Genomic DNA, 16,430 nt, shown 5'->3' with positions numbered 1-16,430 from the left:
ATGTCATTCCTGCACACCCTTCAGAGCCGATTGCTGCGGTACGAATCGCCGGCCCAACGTGAGCAGGAGGTGTATTTCTCCTGTGCACGCAATTTGGCTATAGCTCAATTTCAGTTGGCCGACAATGAGCTGTCCAGAAGGCTCTGGCAGGATGTTGGCGACCGTGAATTGGATGTAGAGCGTGTTCTGAATTTGATGTATGGCTGCTGGTTCCAAGATGAGTTTCAGGCGATGCAAGAAGCTGATCGTGCCTATTTGAACAAGATGACGAATCCCAGCATCGATCCTGACCACGCAACACCCGGCATCTTTGAGCATTGCTGATTCTTGAGTGGCAATCTTGCTGCTTTCGTCCTGCGAGGGATCAGGGTTGGACCTTGGAGAGAATGGATTGAACGTAGAAATCTTAGGTTGGTAGATTTTTAAGTAGTCAGAGATGGGGAGGGATATTCACCCAATAGATAATTCGATGAGGGGTGAATTTATGGTGATTTTTTTGGCATTTGTAAGTGTTATCTATGTTGATTGTTGTGTTCATGCGACGAAACGATTCAATGTTTTGAGATCGGCTAGTTCATTGCGCCATTGCTGGGCCCATTGATCTTGGCTTCGTTGGTATAACTCGCTCAGCTCATCAACGGCATTATTCCGGAAGTCGATTCTTAGGTCGAGCAATGGAAATGCAGACTCACCACTGATTTGGATTGCCGCTGAAGTGGCTCGTTCCGAACGATGATCTCCCCCTGCATGCTCTCCGGCCAGTAGCGCTTTCATCAGTCTTCGGCCAAGTTTCCAGGTGGGATCAGAGTCAAGAAAGGTTTTTTGCATACGTTCCAATACGACATTATTAGCGAGACAATTTCCAGCAACAGAAAGATTCTGGTCGCAGAGATGATTTGCCCAGCCGGTACAGTCTTGTCCGGTCCATCCGCTGGTTCGTCCGTTTGCATCAATCAGATGAAACTGTCGTCGTTCACGATCCTGATCATCATCCAAAAGACTGGCTAACACCGACTCAGCATTGTCTCCGTTTTCGAGGCGCTCTAGTCCGCAAATTCCCAGATAAGGATTGGTGTGAGCTTGTGTGGCTACAGCTCCGATGCCCGAACGAATATGCGGAACAGTTGAGCCGACCGCCAGATGAACACTGGCAACTGCAACTCCAAAACGTCCGTTTTTCGGGTCTTTCGCCAGGATCGAATAGGTCATAGTGCTCGATCCAAACGCAGCAAAGAGTTCAGTAGAACGTTGGTGCCATCAATGCAATGATCTGGCTCTGTGAATTCTTTTGCCGAATGGCTCAAGCCATCACGGCTTGGCACAAAAATCATGCCCATGGGCCAACGGCGGCCCATCTCCTGTGCGTCATGACTGGCCCGGCTCGGTAGATCTGATGTTGGCAAGCCAAGAGCTTCGGCGGAGGCTCGGATTGCCATCTGGACGGTTCTGTGAGCTGGTGTGGGTTCAACTTTGAATTGTGGATCAAGAGAGATTGCGCAACCAGACGTCTCCCCAATGCGTTCGAGCAAGTTCATCAACGTTTCAGTGAGTTCATCAAGAACCCCTGGGTCGAGATCACGTACATCAACGGTGAGTTCAGCTGAACCTGGGACGACATTGGCGGCGTTGGGCGCAATCTGAATCCGTCCCACAGTTGCGACTGGGTCACCCGGGTGGTTCAAGGCCATGGTCTGCACGCCAAGGATCACCTGGGCAGCGGCAGCGAGGGCATCGCAGCGTGCCGACATCGGTGTCGTTCCAGCATGGTTGGCTTGCCCTTCGATGGTGATTGTGAACCGCCGTTGCCCCACGACACCGTCCACGACACCGATCACATCATGTCTGCTCTGCAGAACGGCACCCTGCTCTACATGTAATTCCAGGAAGGCTGCAATCGCACCATCTGAGCGCCGAGCAGAGGGAAGCTCGGACCATTGGCCGCCAAGTTTCTCAAGATTGGTCTGAATTGGAGTGCGGCTGCTGGTGACGAATTCCGCTGGATCGGATGAGGCGGTTCCTGCCATCCCTTTGCAACCGATCATGGTTGATTCCTCATCTGCAAACACCACAACTTCAAGCGTGTGGCGCAGTTTCAGGCCGAGATCTTGCAGGGTCATTGCCACTTCCAATCCAGCCAGAACACCGAGAACTCCATCAAAACGACCGCCGGTTGGCACCGTGTCGAGATGGGAGCCGGTCATGAGTGCCGGTAATCCAGCATCGGAGCCCTCAAGCCTTCCAATCAGGTTTCCTGCGGGATCAATCCGTACGGCCAGTCCGCTCTGCCGCATCCATTCCGCCATGCGCTTTCGGCCCAATATGTCGGTTTCGCTAAACCCTCGACGGGAAACACTGCCGTCTGGTTGCGCCCCGATGGAAGCCATCTCATCGAGAAACTGGACTAGTCGTGAGCCATTAATTTTGTAAGATCCTTGCGCTGACTGAGTGTTTGTAGGGCGTTTCAGTTCAGTCAGCTGAGCAGGCAAAGAATTGTTCCTACAGGTCAGTAACAATTTCGCCTGAAAATCCCTTGGGATTGGTATCAAAGAAGACTTTCTTGATGCTCGAAGGAAATTTTCGCCTGTTCAGGCCTTGACTGGCACTTTCCAGTCCAAGTCCTCTGCCATTTGTTGTGCCTGAGCGGGAACGTCGTTCTCGACGAACAGGCGATGCAGCATCTGAACACCTAAGAGATGATTGATCAGAGCGTCCATTTGCACACGATCTGCATCGGATGTCTTGGGGTCTTCATGGCGTTCGAAGAGTTCCTTCACCCCAGCCTTGTCAAGGAGACCGGCTTCCTCAATCGAGGCATCGCTGAGGTAATCAGCGGCGAGCCTTTTCATTTGCTCCCACTTCTCAGGCTCGGTGTGAGCGGGTGGAGCCATAAAGGCAAATTTTTCGCGCTGGTAGAGCACCTCAGGAAGCAGTCCTGCCATGGCTTCTCTGAGCACGTATTTTTCGGTTTTGCCCTTGATCCGTAGCTCCGGGGGCACCTGGACCGCGACGGCCGCAAGGTGGTGATCCAGGAAGGCAGGCCTGGCCTCCATTGAATTCGCCATATCCACGCGGTCGCCTCCCCAGGTCAGGATCTGCCCCTCCAACATCGTTTTGATCCAGACGTACTGAGCTTTGTCGAGTGCATGGCGGCCTTCGAGCTGATCGCGATCCAGTTGCTCTGCGATGGCCCGCCCTGGTGAGTAATCCCCAAGGTTGTCGCGGTGCGATTGCGACAGCAGAGCCGGCACCTCGGGAGCACAGGCCAGCCATGGCTGCAGGCAGCTCGGTGTGAAGCCAACCACGGATGCGATGTCCGGATCATTCACTTCATCGGCTGCAAGCATGGCCCCCTGCACTAGGGCATTGGACTGTTGCAGAAGTTCCTCCCACGCTGCGCGATCTTGCAACGGCATGTCATCCAATCCGTGCAGAAACATGTCTCGTCGAAAGGCTGGATAGCCTCCAAACAATTCATCTGAACCTTCGCCAGTCATCACAACTTTGTAATCAACAGCATTGACGTGGCGACTCATTAGATATTTGGCAACGGCAAGAGTGTTGTAAATCGTGCGCTCTGCATGCCAGATCGTTTGCTCCATATGTCCATACAGCTCTTGTCCAGATAAACGCATCACATCCTGTTGAGCACCGGTGGCATCTGCCATTTCTTTGGCAATCGGTGATTCGTCATAGCGTTTGTCGTCGAAGCCAATCGTGAAGGCTTTCACTGGACTCTGGCTCACAGCGGAGGCGAGTCCCAGGATGGAGCAACTGTCGATTCCACCAGATAAATAACAACCAACGGGGACATCTGCCACCATCCTCAACTCAACGGCCTCAAGTAGAGCCTTACGTATTGCGGCAATATGATGCTGTTCGTCGAGACTCTGATTTCGTTCTTCCTGTCTTGGAAAATCAACATCCCAATATTTCCATTCTGAAACTTCTAATTTTTCGTTAGTGCGCTGCACTTTCACAACATGTCCAGGCTTGACTTGATGAACCCCTTCAAAGGCGGTGGTTCCTGGCACCATCGTTTGCATGAGTTGATGGAATAAACCTACCGATGTAAAGCGGCGCTCAACAGCTGGATGCGCGAAGAGGACTTTTAGTTCTGAGCCAAAAATCAAGCCATCTTCCGTTAAGGACCAATATTGCGGTTTGATTCCGAAACGATCGCGTACAAGGTATAAACAATCCTGGTCACGATCAAACAAAGCGAATGCAAATTCTCCTCGAAGCAGGGGCAGAGTTTTTTGTAGACCTTGCTTCTGATACAACCTCAATAGGATTTCAGAGTCACTTTTGGTGTTGAATTTCACCCCACAGGCTGTGAGGTCGGCGCGGATGCGCTGGAAGTCGTAAAACTCACCATTGTGGGCCATAAGAATCTGACCATCATCACTTCGAAAAGGCTGCCGCGCTCTGTTCCCCTCAAGATCAATGATCGAAAGACGAGCATGGCAAAATCCGACACCACTTTCATCCAGGGTTTCGACACCGAATCCATCCGGGCCCCTGTGAGCCTGAATGGCAGCCATGTTCACCAACAGTTGGGGGTCGATGCAATCGTCTGGCCGTGTTCTGAAAATTCCTCCAATACCGCACATAATTCTTTCCTCAGATCACATCCATCACACGATCGGCCCTGTCGACCATGCAAGTGAGCAAAGCCATTCTCAGGAAAACAGCACCACGGGCCTGACTGAAATACCAATTGTGCGGCGTGTCATCCAGACACGTGCTTAATTCCGCTCCCCGTGCCAGTGGATGCAGAACAATGGATTCCTCTTTGAAAGGGAGATCACGGGTTAATCGGAAACGGTTACCGTGAACCTCGTAGCTGTCTCCGACCCAAGCGATCGTGTTGATGTAGGTGACATCCAATTCGGGGATCTCTCCATGGAGATCATCGCTGACACGAATGATTAATCCGGCGCGCTCCAGCTGCTCTCTTTCACCATCATCAAACAAACTCTCTTCTGGATCCATTTGGGGATCGTGAATAACCACCACTTCTTTAATGATTCCAGGAAATTTTGAGATAATACGTAGAAGTGAACGCAGCGTGCGCATTCGTGATGGCACTCCAATGATGCCCAGTCTGATCTGATCAGCGGGATCAACATCCGGCAAAGCCAATCGTGGACGCCATTTCAAGATGGTGTAGAGATCGGCCATGGCTTGTGTGGGATGTTCATCGATGCCATTGCCTGCATTGATGATCGGGATTCTCAATGACGTCGACATCTTGTAAACAGCATCTGGGTCGCTGTCACGGAGGACCACACAATCTCCGTAGTTGTTAAACATATGAGCAACATCCTCAAGTGTTTCTCCCTTCGCCAAGCCAGTTGTACTGCGGTCTGTGATGTTGATCGAATCACCACCCAGCCTGTGCCAGGCACTGTCAAATGACAGCCTGGTTCGCGTGCTTGGTTCGTAAAAGGCGTTGATTAATATTTTTCCGGTCAGAGGCGTGTTGTGTCTGATGTAACGACTTGGATTGCTTTCATATTTGGCGGCTAGCCGAAACAGCTGCAAGAGCGTTTCAGGCCGAAACGGCATGATCGAGACGACATGCTGATCAACGAGGTCCAGGAGAGCCTCGCCATGTTCTTCGATCGTTCCGAGCAGCAGCTGCGGTTGGTTGTGACCGAAAACGTCCGGACCCAAGGGTGCAAATCGAATGGGCGAGCTGTCCCGTTCGAGCACACAGGTTTGGATTTCGAGCATAAGCATTCCCCATGGTCAAATTGAACACGTGGCTCAACCTGTCGATGAGGGGACGAAACGATGTCTATTCACCGTTAATCAATGCTGAAGGCCACGTCCACTGTTTGTGGCCTTCTTTACCAAATTCATGGTTTTTTGGTGTCGCGTTACTACGTTTTCGCGGAATTATGTACGTCACAAACAGTTTTTGAGGCTGGCGGCGTTGCCTTCACCAAACCCGTCCATTGCGCACTTCTACCCACCATATTATCAATAACGTGAGCACCGCTGTCGCCAGGACGATCTGGCTTCCGTTGATGATCCAAGCAAAGAGGCTCGCATTGGTGATCCAGCTCATTGCGAACGGGTTCATGCCGTCACCTCCTCATTCAATTGGGTCCATGCATAGGACTCTGGTTTCAATAGGCTCCAACCAGCCATGACTGCCGCTGAAACCGCCGCTGAAAAAATGGCAGCGCTGTAGTCAGCGATCAGCACGTAGGCCATGATCCCGGCGGCACTGCCTGTCACCATCGCAGCGATGGCTCCATACCGATTCGCTGATCTCCAGTAAAGGCCGCATGCCACTGGCCAGATTGTTGATGCCACAAGCGCTCCGGTGAAGAACAGAACGGAGCGAAGTGAATCCAACCGTGGCCATGACAACGCAAGGGTTGCAATAGCCAGGCCGATCACAATCCCCCGCGTGGCCAGCTTCAGCTGAGCATCCGTCGCTGTTGGCTTGATCAGGCCAAGAAAGACATCTTCAGCCAGCAGATCGGCAGTTGAGGCCAGGAGTGAATCCAGGGTTGAGGTGAGAGAAGCAAACACCACAACAAAAACAAGAGCTGCGCCACCAGCTCCCAACAGATCGGCTGCCATCACGGGAAACACCATGTTCACCTGTTCCAGTTCGAGATTTCTTGCCAGCGCTACCAACCCGATCGAGCCGGTCACCAGAGGCACACTCATCCAGGCGAGCCCTCCCAGCACGAACGATGGGATCACGACGGACTGACGGCTGGCAAAGACGCGTGACCACCAGATGTTGTTGTGAAACACCTCACCCATGGAGAGGAGCGCACCGTTCCAGGCGATTAACAGTCCGGCCGGCAGCAGTAAATCGAGTCGTTCGGGATGACTGTCCACGAGTCGGCTGTGAACAAGATCGATGGGAAATTGTCGAAACGCCAGCACTGCAACAAGCACCAGCAGTCCCATGATCAGAAGGGACTGGATGAAATCAGTGCCAATGACCGCACGCATTCCGCCATAGAGCGTGTAAATAGTTGACACGCCGATCACCACCAGCATGCCGAGCCGGTAATCAAAGCCAGAAAGTGCTTCCAGCAAGATGCCGGCTCCCATGGCCTGGGTCATGAGGAAGCCAAGCGTGTAGAAAGCTGTGATCACCATGAACACCACCCAGGCAAGGCGCCCGTATCGCAATCTGATGAAGTCACCGCTCGTCCGCCCTTTTGGCATCAATTGCTTGATCCGCAGCGCAAGCGGTGCGAAGAGGATTAAACCAAGTCCCGCCAGGGCGTAACTGAACATTCCCCAAAGTCCGTTTCGATAACCAAATTCAGGTGCCAGCAGGGTTGTGTTCCCTGTCACCCATGAGGCCATCAGCGTTGCAGTGCTGAGGGATAAACCAATATTTCGCCCGGCAAGCATGAAGTCGTCGGCCCCGCCATCTCCCTTTTTTCCCCAGGCGATGCCCAAGGCGATCCAGAGAACGGAAAAAATCACGACCAGAATCCAGGCAATTCCGGGGGCCAGGAAGGGTGTCGTTGCAAACAGCATCAAGGCTTAGCTCCGTTCTGTTGCATTACTGCGTTGCGTCGTCCGGTGCCCTTGGAAGATCATTGCTGCCGTGGCAGCGGTGACCAGAGCACCTGCAGCAAAGACAAGCCCTGCCCATAAGGTTTCACTCATCCCACAAGCTCCATTGGAGAGGATGCTTCACACCTTGCCACCCCACTGTTCAGGCGCTTCTTATCTCGTGGCGATGCCTAGGCTCGCCTGAACGTTGAGTCGGCTTTGGGCTATTTGTCTGCGAGATACGTCACGTCGGGGATGCGTAATCGAAATCACGAATTTTTTCCCACGCTTCAAGTGGTGTTTCTGCGTAATCAAAGAGATTGAGATGCTCATCGGTAATCAATCCTGAATCAGCTAGGAAGTCAAAGTTAATTAATTGAGACCAATAGTTCCGACCAAACAATATGATTGGCATGCTGCGTTTCATGTTGGTTTGTCGGAGGGTGAGCACTTCAAATAATTCGTCCAATGTTCCAAACCCTCCTGGGAATAAGACAGCTGCTGCTGAACGCATGACAAAGTGGAATTTTTGCAGTGAAAAATAGTTAAATTGGAAGCATAATTCTGGCGTAATGTATGGGTTTGGATGTTGTTCTACTGGCAGTGTGATGTTCAGACCAATTGATTGAGCACCGACATCAAAGGCTCCACGGTTTGCTGCTTCCATGATGCCTGGACCCCCACCTGTCACGATCACATGCCTTCGACCATCTGCTGCTGAATTGGACGAGACAAGTTGTGCGAACTCCCGTGCAGCGTCGTAGTAGGGGGACAGTTTTAAAAGTCGTTCAGCACGTTGAAATTGTCGTTTTAAAGTTTCACTGTTGGGATCCTGTTCAAGCTTGGTTTTTGTGAGATTAAGATTATTTATCGCAGTGTTCTTCTCGATGACATGCACGCCGCCAAAGACAATGACAGTGGAGTTGATCTGGTGTTGTTCCAACAGCAATTGTGGTTTTGTGATCTCAAGAAGCATCCGAACCCCTCGCATCGAATCAGATTCCATCAGGTTTTGGTCTTGATGAGCCAGCTGATACGCCTGAGACTTCAGTATGGCCTTTAAATTATTGTTTACCAATTGATTGTCTTCGTTAGGTGATTGCTCCTGTACGTACTTTGTTTCAACTCCCATTGCAATTCAATTCCCAATTGAAAGTATCTAAGAAGAGAAACAAATCTGCTTGCGTTTTGACGTTGAAAACGTTACAAAAAACCTTGACTTGGTTGCTGAGATCAAGAAAAATATCTCGCTCGCTTTGAATTGTTGGGTATGGAATAGAATTAGATATTGCCTCTGAAAATCTGACCTTAGGATTCAAGCATTAATATCTTCGTTCTGATTTTGAAATTGTAATGAATTAATTGCTTTTAGTGTCTAGAAATAGTACCAATTCATCAATGTGAGTCAAGGACGTCAGATGATAAATTTACTTGATCGAGCTGCAATTGTTTTGATCTTTTTGTTTGTCGGTCGCAATTTTCAATTTCATGAGCACTTACTGCAACTGTTGAAAACGGGAGCTGGATGGCCCTGAGAGAGCGACTAAAGTGTTGATTTCGGCAATGACAGGTGCGATATTAAATAATGCAACCAATTGAAGAGGAGTGGCTGCTGCAATAAATGAGATCATCGCAGCAGTTAATGTTGATCCAGTAATTAAAATAGAATTTAAATTAGCGGCCTTCTCGAAATTTCGACTGAGCAACATCAAGCGAGACAACCACATGATATTTCCGCCTAATGTCACATCACAGAGAGTTTTTGAAATGAAGCCAGTTGTATCCTCTGCAAAACCGATGGCCACATCAGCTTTTGCCATCGCTGCGATGTCATGGATAACATCACCCAGATATGCCACTTTATGACCTTCATTTTGAAGATTCTTGACCATTGATGCTCTGGAGAAGGCTTCTTCATTGGTTATTTCTGGTGTGAAATGATGAATATCGCCGATAACCTGCAAATCAATATTGATTGATTTTAGCTGCTCGAAGACGACCGAATAGATCTCATCAACAGTAAAATTAACTTCAAGAGTTCCAATTGATTGAGAGTCGTGTGTAAATTCCGCGACAAAATTTGCACTGGGCTTGAAGGAATCTTTGCATTGGTGTGATCGGTAAAAGCGGATAATGTATGGATTTTTGATCTCTTCTAAATAGACTGTGTATATGCAGCATTTTTCTTCTGGCTTTAATTCGTCAATTACATCAACGATAGCCAATGGCACGCAATTGAATTCCGTAAATATTCCCCAAAAGATTAATGTTGGGTCTGCTTTAAAAAAATTGACGACAGAATACAAAAGTTGGTGCAGAAAGTCAGGGCTCAGGTTCTGGTCGGTGTGATTCTCTGTTGTTGAGAAGGATCCACATTTTTTAAGCATATTGATGCTTATCAGAACTCGAGTGACCTTGGATAATTCAGCAAGAGTTCTAACATCTGAAATGAATACTTTGTTGATGGCCATATCAACAAGAGCTGTCTCAGCACATGAATCTTTTGAAAGTTGACTGTCTTTAAATGGATTAAAAGCAAAGAAACCAATGGCTCGTTCAGTCAACCCCAGGCTTAGGGACCAAAGTCCAAGTGCTAGTTGAATTGGGGGAGCAATAACTTGGTATGTTGAGCTGTTGAAGGTTTCTACTGTGCCAGGTGAGCAATCCGAGAGGAATGTTTCATCCAATTTGAACGCTATGCACGATTGAAAATCCTCAAGCACCCTACAAAGTGCCTGTCCTTTGATGATTGCTGCACCAAATTCAACCCGATCTCCTTTTTTGTATCTACATGGCAAAGTAGAACCGTCAAGTAAACTATTGACAACAATAACTTCTCCTTCAATAATCTCTGAGTGGACCAATACATGTTGACCTTCCTCCACTTTGAAATGCATTCCTTCCTTTACTTCTCCAAGCTTTAACTCTTTAGTTGTACTTGAGTTTTCCTGTATATTTTTGATCATTACGTTCTCTTTGATACGATCAATAAAATGATGGAATTCAGGATTCCCCCCTTCTGTACTTTGAGATAAAGCACGAAGTGCATTTGTTGAACTACCAAATAACCCATCAACAAGGGTCTCTTTTGCTAGACCGCTGCCGATTAATGTACTTGATAGCGCGATTTCCAAAACGGAATGGGGCAAGATAATATTCTTGTGTTTTTGATTAACATAATGCTCTTGAATCTCTTTGAAGAGTTCTGCAATCGTTGGCCCGCTTAAAATTATTGCCGCTGATAGCATGGCCAACGGCGGCAAAATGAAAGCGGTATCAATAATTAAAATGATTGCGCAGATGCTTCCCGCTTTAATTGCATTTTGAAAAGGCTTCCTGCGGAATATGTCTGCAAACTGGTTTTCTTGTGACAGAACAAATTCGAGGCTTGTATCGGAGAAAGGATCAACGAAACACCGTTCTAATAACTCTAATAACTTCGAACGTTCATGGTTTGGAAAACGTACAACAACTGTTGAAGCAACAGCATTGATGCGATGACTGTATAACCAGCGAGCATGATTCAGCGTTTCACCACAGTGCCTTCTCAAGCCGGGCGAGTTTGCTAGCCCAGGATGATGAATTCGCAGACGACCATCTAATTCACTTTTAACTGTCCAATGCTGATGTTGAAATGTCGAATTCATAGTGCTAGAGAAGTCGGCTTTTTCTTGCAGGCCAGCAAGGGTGGGATCAGCCCTGGTTCATGAGGATTGATTCTGGAGAACGGCTTTCCGATCGTTATGCTGCAAGGATAACGTTCTGTAGACGCATTCTAGTGAAGACTAGTGCTTTTTCGATTTCTGGATGAATCTGTCAATACTCTTTGGTTAGCCCTATGAAACAAAATTGAATAACGTCATTTCAAAACCGCTTTTTCTAACATTTAGGATTTCCAAATCTCGTGATTTGGAGTTTGATCCTGGCGAACCATGGACCCCATGATTTTTGACAAAGAGAAATTTTTGATGTTTTAGTTGTTTTGTACTTGGCTAATTCAGCATTTCTATTTTCTTTGTTCGTTGATACTATTCTTGAATTGCTGCTGGCATAGGGCTGATAATTGTTTGCAATCTGAAGCACTGACGAATTTTTTTGCTGAAATCGAGTGAAAAAATAAGTCACGAGATTAATGGATTCTTTTTGTTGAGTTCTAAAAAGTTGTGTTCATTTTTTATTATAAATCTGTGCCGATATGTGCTGAAAAGTGATTATCGGTTATTGGGCTTTGCAGTGGTTGGTACGTGGTTTGTAGATTTAAGGTTGTGAATATTTTTGAGTTAGAGTCAGGTCGAATTTTTAATGCGGCCGATAATACATTCGATGGCGTAATGCCATTGACATATGCTCCTGATAGTCTGTCAACGATGTTTATGGAGAAATATTGATTAATGAGCCAGTTGATTTCAGTCGTGAGGGTGCTCGCCAAATACGATCGTCCACAGTGTGAATCTTCATTGCACTTTTTACCACCGAACAACGACTGTATAGAAGGGCCTATTGAAACTTTAATGTTCGTACGATTGTTTTTAAACAGAGTGTAGCCCAATCCCACGGATATTGTTTGGTCATGCACGCCGACTGTATTCATCGCATCCATCAAATAGTCCGAGGAAGCAAATCCAGTCAGTCGATCATTAAGTTGTTGGTCGTAGCGCAGTATGAGACCACCTTTATTTGTGTCTATAGAAATATCGGAATCGCCTTGATCACGGGATAAACCATAATTCCAATTACCATCGATCTTGAATTGATGCACATCTTTTTTGTAGATCCATTTTGTGGTGAGTGAACTGCTTCCACTTCGATCACCCCCTGTGTTCGATCCATTCATTCCAAGCGCTAGACTTCCTTGCCACGACTTGTATTCAGGACGTGTCTTCAGCTGAGACCGATCCAGTTTTAGTTTGCCAAGCTGGGGGTGTGTTATCACAACCACATCATCGCTGCTTTCCTCAAGGTTGATCATTCCGTGCAAAATATCCCCATTTTGGAGCGTCACCGTATCTGCCCTGCAAACATGGTTTTGTGGGTAGATGATGACTAAAAGAATCCATAGGCTCTTTCGTAACGATCTATACAATTTGAATGTTGAATTCAATCTGCCCACTAAAGCAGAAGTTCCATAGGGCGAACCCTCTGGTGAGGAGAAACAAATATGCAAAGACCAGTGATCTGTATCTGGATGTTCTGATGGAGTCGAATCTTGTTCAAGCTACTTCTCTTCGTTCCTTGAAGGTTGTTCTACCGATCAGCGATTACGTTGATTCATTGGTCTTGTGATGGTGTTTCCCATGTCCTTTTAAATTCTCTTCATGCTGATGTCCTGGACAGCACATATTCGATTCAGTTACAGCTTTCTGGCTCTCCCACGAATGATGCTGACTCAGAGCCGCATTCGCGATCTACATAATAATCATGTTTTTTTGGTGATTGCCTGGATCGGATTGGTTCAATAAAGCTTCTATATTATTGAGTGAGGTTGTGATGGTTAGAAGCATTTATTTTTAAAATTTCCTGGATCATATTTGTATGAATTTGAAGAAGTCATTGTTCCTCGTTTTTTACTGTCAGGATGTGTCTGCTGCCTTGTTGGAGTCAACTGCTGTCAGGTATTTGCATAAATGAATTGTGTTTGCTTTTCGATTGTCAAACTTCTAATATTGATGCAAAAAGCGATTTTCAATCTTTTGTTGTTAAGCGGATTAAATATTGATAGGCCTCATTGACACGTCGAAACTGCTCGGCAGATCCGCCCATGTCTGGGTGGTGTTTCTTCACCAGCTTTCGATGCGCTTGTTTGATGTCTTGTTCTGAGGCTCCCTCTTTTACGCCGAGTACGGCGTTTGCTTCTGCCTTGTTTCGAACCCTTGTTTGCATCTGGGGATTGTCGTCCATTGAAGGATCTCGATCACTGGCACGTCGATCGCTTCTTGTTCGACGTCCGCTTCGTCGTTGCCCTTGCCTTCGCTGGAGTTCATCAACGACTCTTTTCGGATCTTCGTCAAGCCATTCCATCGAGCGAACACCATAGAGAGCGAAAGCGGCCCTCACTGCCCAATCAGCTTTGGTTCGTGGTGTTCCCATCGCCCGGCCCAGGCTTTGACCCAGACCTGGTTGGAGTCGCTCAAGTCGTTGTTCCAGGCTGAGGTCGCTATGGAAGCTTTGTCGATTCAGGTCCTCAATGAGGTGTTGCAAACGTTGTTGATCGAGGGTGATCCAATGTGGTTGCTGCTGAAGGATCTCACCCCAGCGCTGAATTTGTACCGCTGTGATTTGATCAACACTGGGTTCTGTTCTGTCCCAAGTTCGATCTGTCCTCCCTTGTGAATTTTCCTGGCTCAACAGCCGACGTTCAAGGCCGTGGACACGTCGCTTGAGTTGCTGGATCTCCCGTTGGAGTGCAGCGTTCTCTGCAATCAGATCTTCAATATTGCCTGTGACCCGATCACGGGCACGGACCTTTTGTGCTTGAGACCAATTCCGTGGATCGAACCCCATGTTCCGTTTTAGGGTCCACCTTTGATCCAACCAGCTTACCTGCCCTTTGATCTGCAAGCGGTTGACTGTTCCGCTAAGGCTGATTGGGGGGAGTGATAAAGGCTGACGTGAACGTTCATGAATTTAATTTTGCTGCATCCGAAGGATCAATGGATTGATCCTTCCAACGTTCGTTTAAGTGATGATCGTTTCCTTCACCTACGCAATGTCCTTCATGCGGATGTTGGGCAGTTGGTCCACGTTGGTGTTGTTGGCGGACGCATCGGCGAGGGTTTGGTTACTTCAGTGGATCAAAATGGCGTTTGTTTGAGGATTCGGCTCAGCTTATTGCCGCCACCACGTCATCGTCTTGATTTGATTATTGCGTTGCCACGGCCAAAAATGTTACGCCGGATCTTTCGTACTGTCGCTGAATTTGGTGTCTCTAATCTTCATTTGATTAATAGTGCCCGCGTTGAGAAAAGCTACTGGCAAACTCCTCTGCTCAGCAGCAACAAAGTTCATGATGCCCTGTGCGCCGGACTGTCCCGTTCCTCCGACACGATCTTGCCCCAGATCCATTTTCACCGTCGCTTTCGCCCATTTGTTGAAGACGAATTGGCCGACCTTTGTGGTGGAAGACCTTGCTGGCTTGCTGATCATGGTGCCCCCATGGCATTAACGATGACAGCGAGTGTTCCATCGGTGGTCATGGTTGGACCCGAGGGTGGGTTCGTTCCTTTTGAAATCAGTCTTGCCGAATCTGTGATCGCGCAACGTGCACATCTCGGTCAGCGCATTCTCAGTGTTGACACGGCCGTGACGAGTGTTCTCGCCCAAACCCTCTGAGTGACCAGGGTCTCTTGTGACCAGAGTCGAGTCGATCTACTGATAACTTTCTTCGCGATTCAGCTTGATTTTGCGTCAATTCTCCTGCCAATTGATCGAGACACCACGACCTCGCTTGCTTTTTTGCCCGCTTGTTGAGTTGAAATACTTACTGATTTTGTTTTTCTCTCTCTGTGAATTTTCGTGTGGTGCTGAAACGTTTTATGTTTTCGCTGAATGAAATTCCGTCTTCCGTTTATCTTGCAAATCATTCCTGATTCTGCTATGCGTTCCTACCACGAGAGAAAGCGCCACAACGAAGTCGTCATGGGATTGTCGTTTGTATCCATCGCGCTCCTCGTGCTCGGTTTCATGGGCATGGCTCACCATCTTGAATTGGTCAGCTACCTCTAAGACCAGGCTTTGCTCAATGTTTGCGGGTCTTATTCCAAGGAGCTTAGGGTTAAATACTCACGATGCTTCTTGAATGCAGCAGCTTTCATGGGCTCAGTTTGACCTTGCGGTCGCAACTCTGGCCCAGCGCCTCACTCCCCAGTCTTTTTCTGGAATTTATGGCGTTCCAAGAGGTGGACTCTGTCTTGCTGTGGCCTTGAGTCACGCGCTTGAGCTGCCTTATCTGATCACTCCGCAGGCCGGCTGTTTGATCGTTGATGATGTTTATGAAACCGGACAGACCCTCAACCCTCTTCATGAGGAATGGCCTGACGCCGTCTTTGCTGTTTGGATCAGTAAGTCACCTCCAGAATGGTGGATTGCAGCTGAGGTGTTCTCCAGTCAGGAGTGGGTCGTCTTCCCCTGGAGTCAGCTCAACCAGGCTTCGGCTGATGAACAGAGTTACAGACAATCGAGAGGAATGAGTTGTGATTAAAGATATTGATTCTGTTTGGCTTTTTGCTGCCTCGCTTCATTCAGCCACATTGGCTTGTGATGTTGTGCCTCAGGCCGTTTGATCGATCTGTTCGATTTGCATCATTGTTAGCAATTCCGCGGCTACGGCTTCAGCCAATTCATCACCCACCAGCCTCTGCATCGCATCGGATCGAATCGCACACGTTTGCATTCTGATTCGCAAGGATTCCGGGGCGTTGAAGCAGCCCGCAAGTCGTTGAAGGTCAACAACAGCGACACAATTCAACTGAATATCGGCTCGGAAACCAGCTGGTCGATACTGCGGTATCTCACGAGCTTCGTTTCGCAGGGCATCAAATTCACCGTTGATTTCGCTTCTGAATCGGACGATGCGCTTTGGATGGCGTTTGAACCAGCGTTGGTCTGATCGATGCCACGCAGTTATTAGGACCTCGTTTTTCAGCAAGCCTTGTTATCGGTCAATGCCCTTCATAACGTCTGAGGTCTGCCTGTCCAGGGGCCAGTGTAATGCCCGTTGTCTCGTTCTCAGGCGGTTGTCCTGTCCTCCTGTCTGGGGCTGGCCTGATTGTTGGTCAAATCCATGACCGAGTGCTTGTCGGTGGCGCGGTTTAGAGGATTAATTGAACACAATCCTGATAAGCTTGAACGTTGTTTGGCTTCGTTTTAAAATATTGATGACAAAAATATTGTTT

The 16,430-nt window shown here is 48.1% G+C and carries 17 protein-coding genes; 5 read left to right on the top strand and 12 right to left on the bottom strand.

All coding sequences use genetic code 11. The features are described from left to right. Entirely contained in the window at nt 1-324 is a 324-nt protein-coding gene (locus SIB64_RS12280) for a hypothetical protein (RefSeq protein WP_413440482.1), read from the top strand. Between the two features lie 210 nt (nt 325-534). On the opposite strand, the gene SIB64_RS12275 is transcribed toward SIB64_RS12280, so the two are convergent. The 11 genes from SIB64_RS12275 to SIB64_RS12225 form a co-directional block, all read right to left on the bottom strand. Then, the gene (locus tag SIB64_RS12275; protein ID WP_413440481.1) at nt 535-1,209 is read right to left on the bottom strand and encodes a DUF1028 domain-containing protein; all 675 of its coding nucleotides are present in this window, start codon (nt 1,207-1,209) and stop codon (nt 535-537) included. After that, nucleotides 1,206-2,486: a Zn-dependent hydrolase gene (locus SIB64_RS12270; RefSeq protein ID WP_413440480.1), complete on the bottom strand. Its 1,281-nt coding sequence runs from the start codon at nt 2,484-2,486 to the stop codon at nt 1,206-1,208. Before SIB64_RS12270 ends, SIB64_RS12275 begins: the two co-directional genes overlap by 4 nt. Nucleotides 2,487-2,585: 99 nt before the next feature. Next, the gene (asnB, locus tag SIB64_RS12265; RefSeq protein WP_413440479.1) at nt 2,586-4,610 is read right to left on the bottom strand and encodes an asparagine synthase (glutamine-hydrolyzing); all 2,025 of its coding nucleotides are present in this window, start codon (nt 4,608-4,610) and stop codon (nt 2,586-2,588) included. A 10-nt stretch (nt 4,611-4,620) separates the two neighbouring features. Next, nucleotides 4,621-5,736 (bottom strand): aspartate/ornithine carbamoyltransferase family protein, encoded by a 1,116-nt coding sequence (locus SIB64_RS12260; protein ID WP_413440478.1) that lies wholly within the window; start codon nt 5,734-5,736, stop codon nt 4,621-4,623. 208 nt (nt 5,737-5,944) lie between these two features. After that, nucleotides 5,945-6,088, bottom strand: a complete 144-nt coding sequence (locus SIB64_RS12255) for a hypothetical protein (RefSeq protein WP_413440477.1) — start codon at nt 6,086-6,088, stop codon at nt 5,945-5,947. Beyond that, nucleotides 6,085-7,521: a sodium:solute symporter family transporter gene (locus SIB64_RS12250; RefSeq protein WP_413440476.1), complete on the bottom strand. Its 1,437-nt coding sequence runs from the start codon at nt 7,519-7,521 to the stop codon at nt 6,085-6,087. Before SIB64_RS12250 ends, SIB64_RS12255 begins: the two co-directional genes overlap by 4 nt. A 6-nt stretch (nt 7,522-7,527) precedes the next feature. Then, nucleotides 7,528-7,653, bottom strand: coding sequence for a hypothetical protein (locus SIB64_RS12245; protein ID WP_413440475.1), 126 nt, complete (start codon nt 7,651-7,653; stop codon nt 7,528-7,530). Between the two features lie 130 nt (nt 7,654-7,783). Continuing rightward, nucleotides 7,784-8,671, bottom strand: coding sequence for an LOG family protein (locus SIB64_RS12240; protein ID WP_413440474.1), 888 nt, complete (start codon nt 8,669-8,671; stop codon nt 7,784-7,786). A gap of 364 nt (nt 8,672-9,035) precedes the next feature. After that, entirely contained in the window at nt 9,036-11,186 is a 2,151-nt protein-coding gene (locus SIB64_RS12235) for a hypothetical protein (protein ID WP_413440473.1), read from the bottom strand. 530 nt (nt 11,187-11,716) lie between these two features. Then, on the bottom strand, nt 11,717-12,541 hold the full coding sequence (locus SIB64_RS12230) for a DUF481 domain-containing protein (RefSeq protein WP_413440472.1): 825 nt from the start codon (nt 12,539-12,541) through the stop codon (nt 11,717-11,719). Nucleotides 12,542-13,221: 680 nt separating this feature from the next. Beyond that, nucleotides 13,222-14,040, bottom strand: coding sequence for a J domain-containing protein (locus SIB64_RS12225; RefSeq protein ID WP_413440471.1), 819 nt, complete (start codon nt 14,038-14,040; stop codon nt 13,222-13,224). 117 nt (nt 14,041-14,157) lie between these two features. Here SIB64_RS12225 and SIB64_RS12220 point away from each other — a divergent pair, with 117 nt between their 5' ends. The 3 genes from SIB64_RS12220 to SIB64_RS12210 all read left to right on the top strand — a co-directional run bounded on the left by SIB64_RS12220 (nt 14,158) and on the right by SIB64_RS12210 (nt 15,736). Beyond that, entirely contained in the window at nt 14,158-14,868 is a 711-nt protein-coding gene (locus tag SIB64_RS12220) for a 16S rRNA (uracil(1498)-N(3))-methyltransferase (protein ID WP_413440470.1), read from the top strand. Between the two features lie 264 nt (nt 14,869-15,132). Then, entirely contained in the window at nt 15,133-15,261 is a 129-nt protein-coding gene (locus tag SIB64_RS12215) for a hypothetical protein (RefSeq protein WP_413440469.1), read from the top strand. A gap of 73 nt (nt 15,262-15,334) precedes the next feature. Next, complete coding sequence (locus tag SIB64_RS12210; RefSeq protein ID WP_413440468.1) at nt 15,335-15,736, top strand: phosphoribosyltransferase; 402 nt, start codon at nt 15,335-15,337, stop codon at nt 15,734-15,736. A 69-nt stretch (nt 15,737-15,805) separates the two neighbouring features. On the opposite strand, the gene SIB64_RS12205 is transcribed toward SIB64_RS12210, so the two are convergent. After that, on the bottom strand, nt 15,806-15,928 hold the full coding sequence (locus SIB64_RS12205; RefSeq protein ID WP_413440467.1) for a hypothetical protein: 123 nt from the start codon (nt 15,926-15,928) through the stop codon (nt 15,806-15,808). On the opposite strand from SIB64_RS12205, the gene SIB64_RS12200 reads away from it, so the two are divergent. Next, nucleotides 15,923-16,144, top strand: a complete 222-nt coding sequence (locus SIB64_RS12200; RefSeq protein ID WP_413440466.1) for a hypothetical protein — start codon at nt 15,923-15,925, stop codon at nt 16,142-16,144. The two genes, SIB64_RS12205 and SIB64_RS12200, sit on opposite strands and share 6 nt — an antisense overlap. The last annotated feature ends 286 nt before the right edge of the window (nt 16,145-16,430 follow it).

It is taken from the genome of Synechococcus sp. MIT S1220 (assembly GCF_047303025.1).
Classification (GTDB): domain Bacteria; phylum Cyanobacteriota; class Cyanobacteriia; order PCC-6307; family Cyanobiaceae; genus Parasynechococcus.
The sequence above is the reverse complement of the archived record's forward strand: the minus strand, read 5'-3'. Positions and strand labels throughout refer to the sequence as shown.

Coding starts and splice junctions, on each gene's coding strand:
- SIB64_RS12280 (WP_413440482.1), top strand. CDS start 1: ATGTCATTCCTGCACACCCTTCAGAGCCGATTGCTGCGGTACGAATCG.
- SIB64_RS12275 (WP_413440481.1), bottom strand. CDS start 1,209: ATGACCTATTCGATCCTGGCGAAAGACCCGAAAAACGGACGTTTTGGA.
- asnB (WP_413440479.1), bottom strand. CDS start 4,610: ATGTGCGGTATTGGAGGAATTTTCAGAACACGGCCAGACGATTGCATC.
- SIB64_RS12260 (WP_413440478.1), bottom strand. CDS start 5,736: ATGCTCGAAATCCAAACCTGTGTGCTCGAACGGGACAGCTCGCCCATT.
- SIB64_RS12255 (WP_413440477.1), bottom strand. CDS start 6,088: ATGAACCCGTTCGCAATGAGCTGGATCACCAATGCGAGCCTCTTTGCT.
- SIB64_RS12250 (WP_413440476.1), bottom strand. CDS start 7,521: ATGCTGTTTGCAACGACACCCTTCCTGGCCCCCGGAATTGCCTGGATT.
- SIB64_RS12245 (WP_413440475.1), bottom strand. CDS start 7,653: ATGAGTGAAACCTTATGGGCAGGGCTTGTCTTTGCTGCAGGTGCTCTG.
- SIB64_RS12240 (WP_413440474.1), bottom strand. CDS start 8,671: ATGGGAGTTGAAACAAAGTACGTACAGGAGCAATCACCTAACGAAGAC.
- SIB64_RS12235 (WP_413440473.1), bottom strand. CDS start 11,186: ATGAATTCGACATTTCAACATCAGCATTGGACAGTTAAAAGTGAATTA.
- SIB64_RS12225 (WP_413440471.1), bottom strand. CDS start 14,040: ATGGGGTTCGATCCACGGAATTGGTCTCAAGCACAAAAGGTCCGTGCC.
- SIB64_RS12220 (WP_413440470.1), top strand. CDS start 14,158: ATGAATTTAATTTTGCTGCATCCGAAGGATCAATGGATTGATCCTTCC.
- SIB64_RS12215 (WP_413440469.1), top strand. CDS start 15,133: ATGCGTTCCTACCACGAGAGAAAGCGCCACAACGAAGTCGTCATGGGA.
- SIB64_RS12210 (WP_413440468.1), top strand. CDS start 15,335: ATGCAGCAGCTTTCATGGGCTCAGTTTGACCTTGCGGTCGCAACTCTG.
- SIB64_RS12205 (WP_413440467.1), bottom strand. CDS start 15,928: ATGCAAACGTGTGCGATTCGATCCGATGCGATGCAGAGGCTGGTGGGT.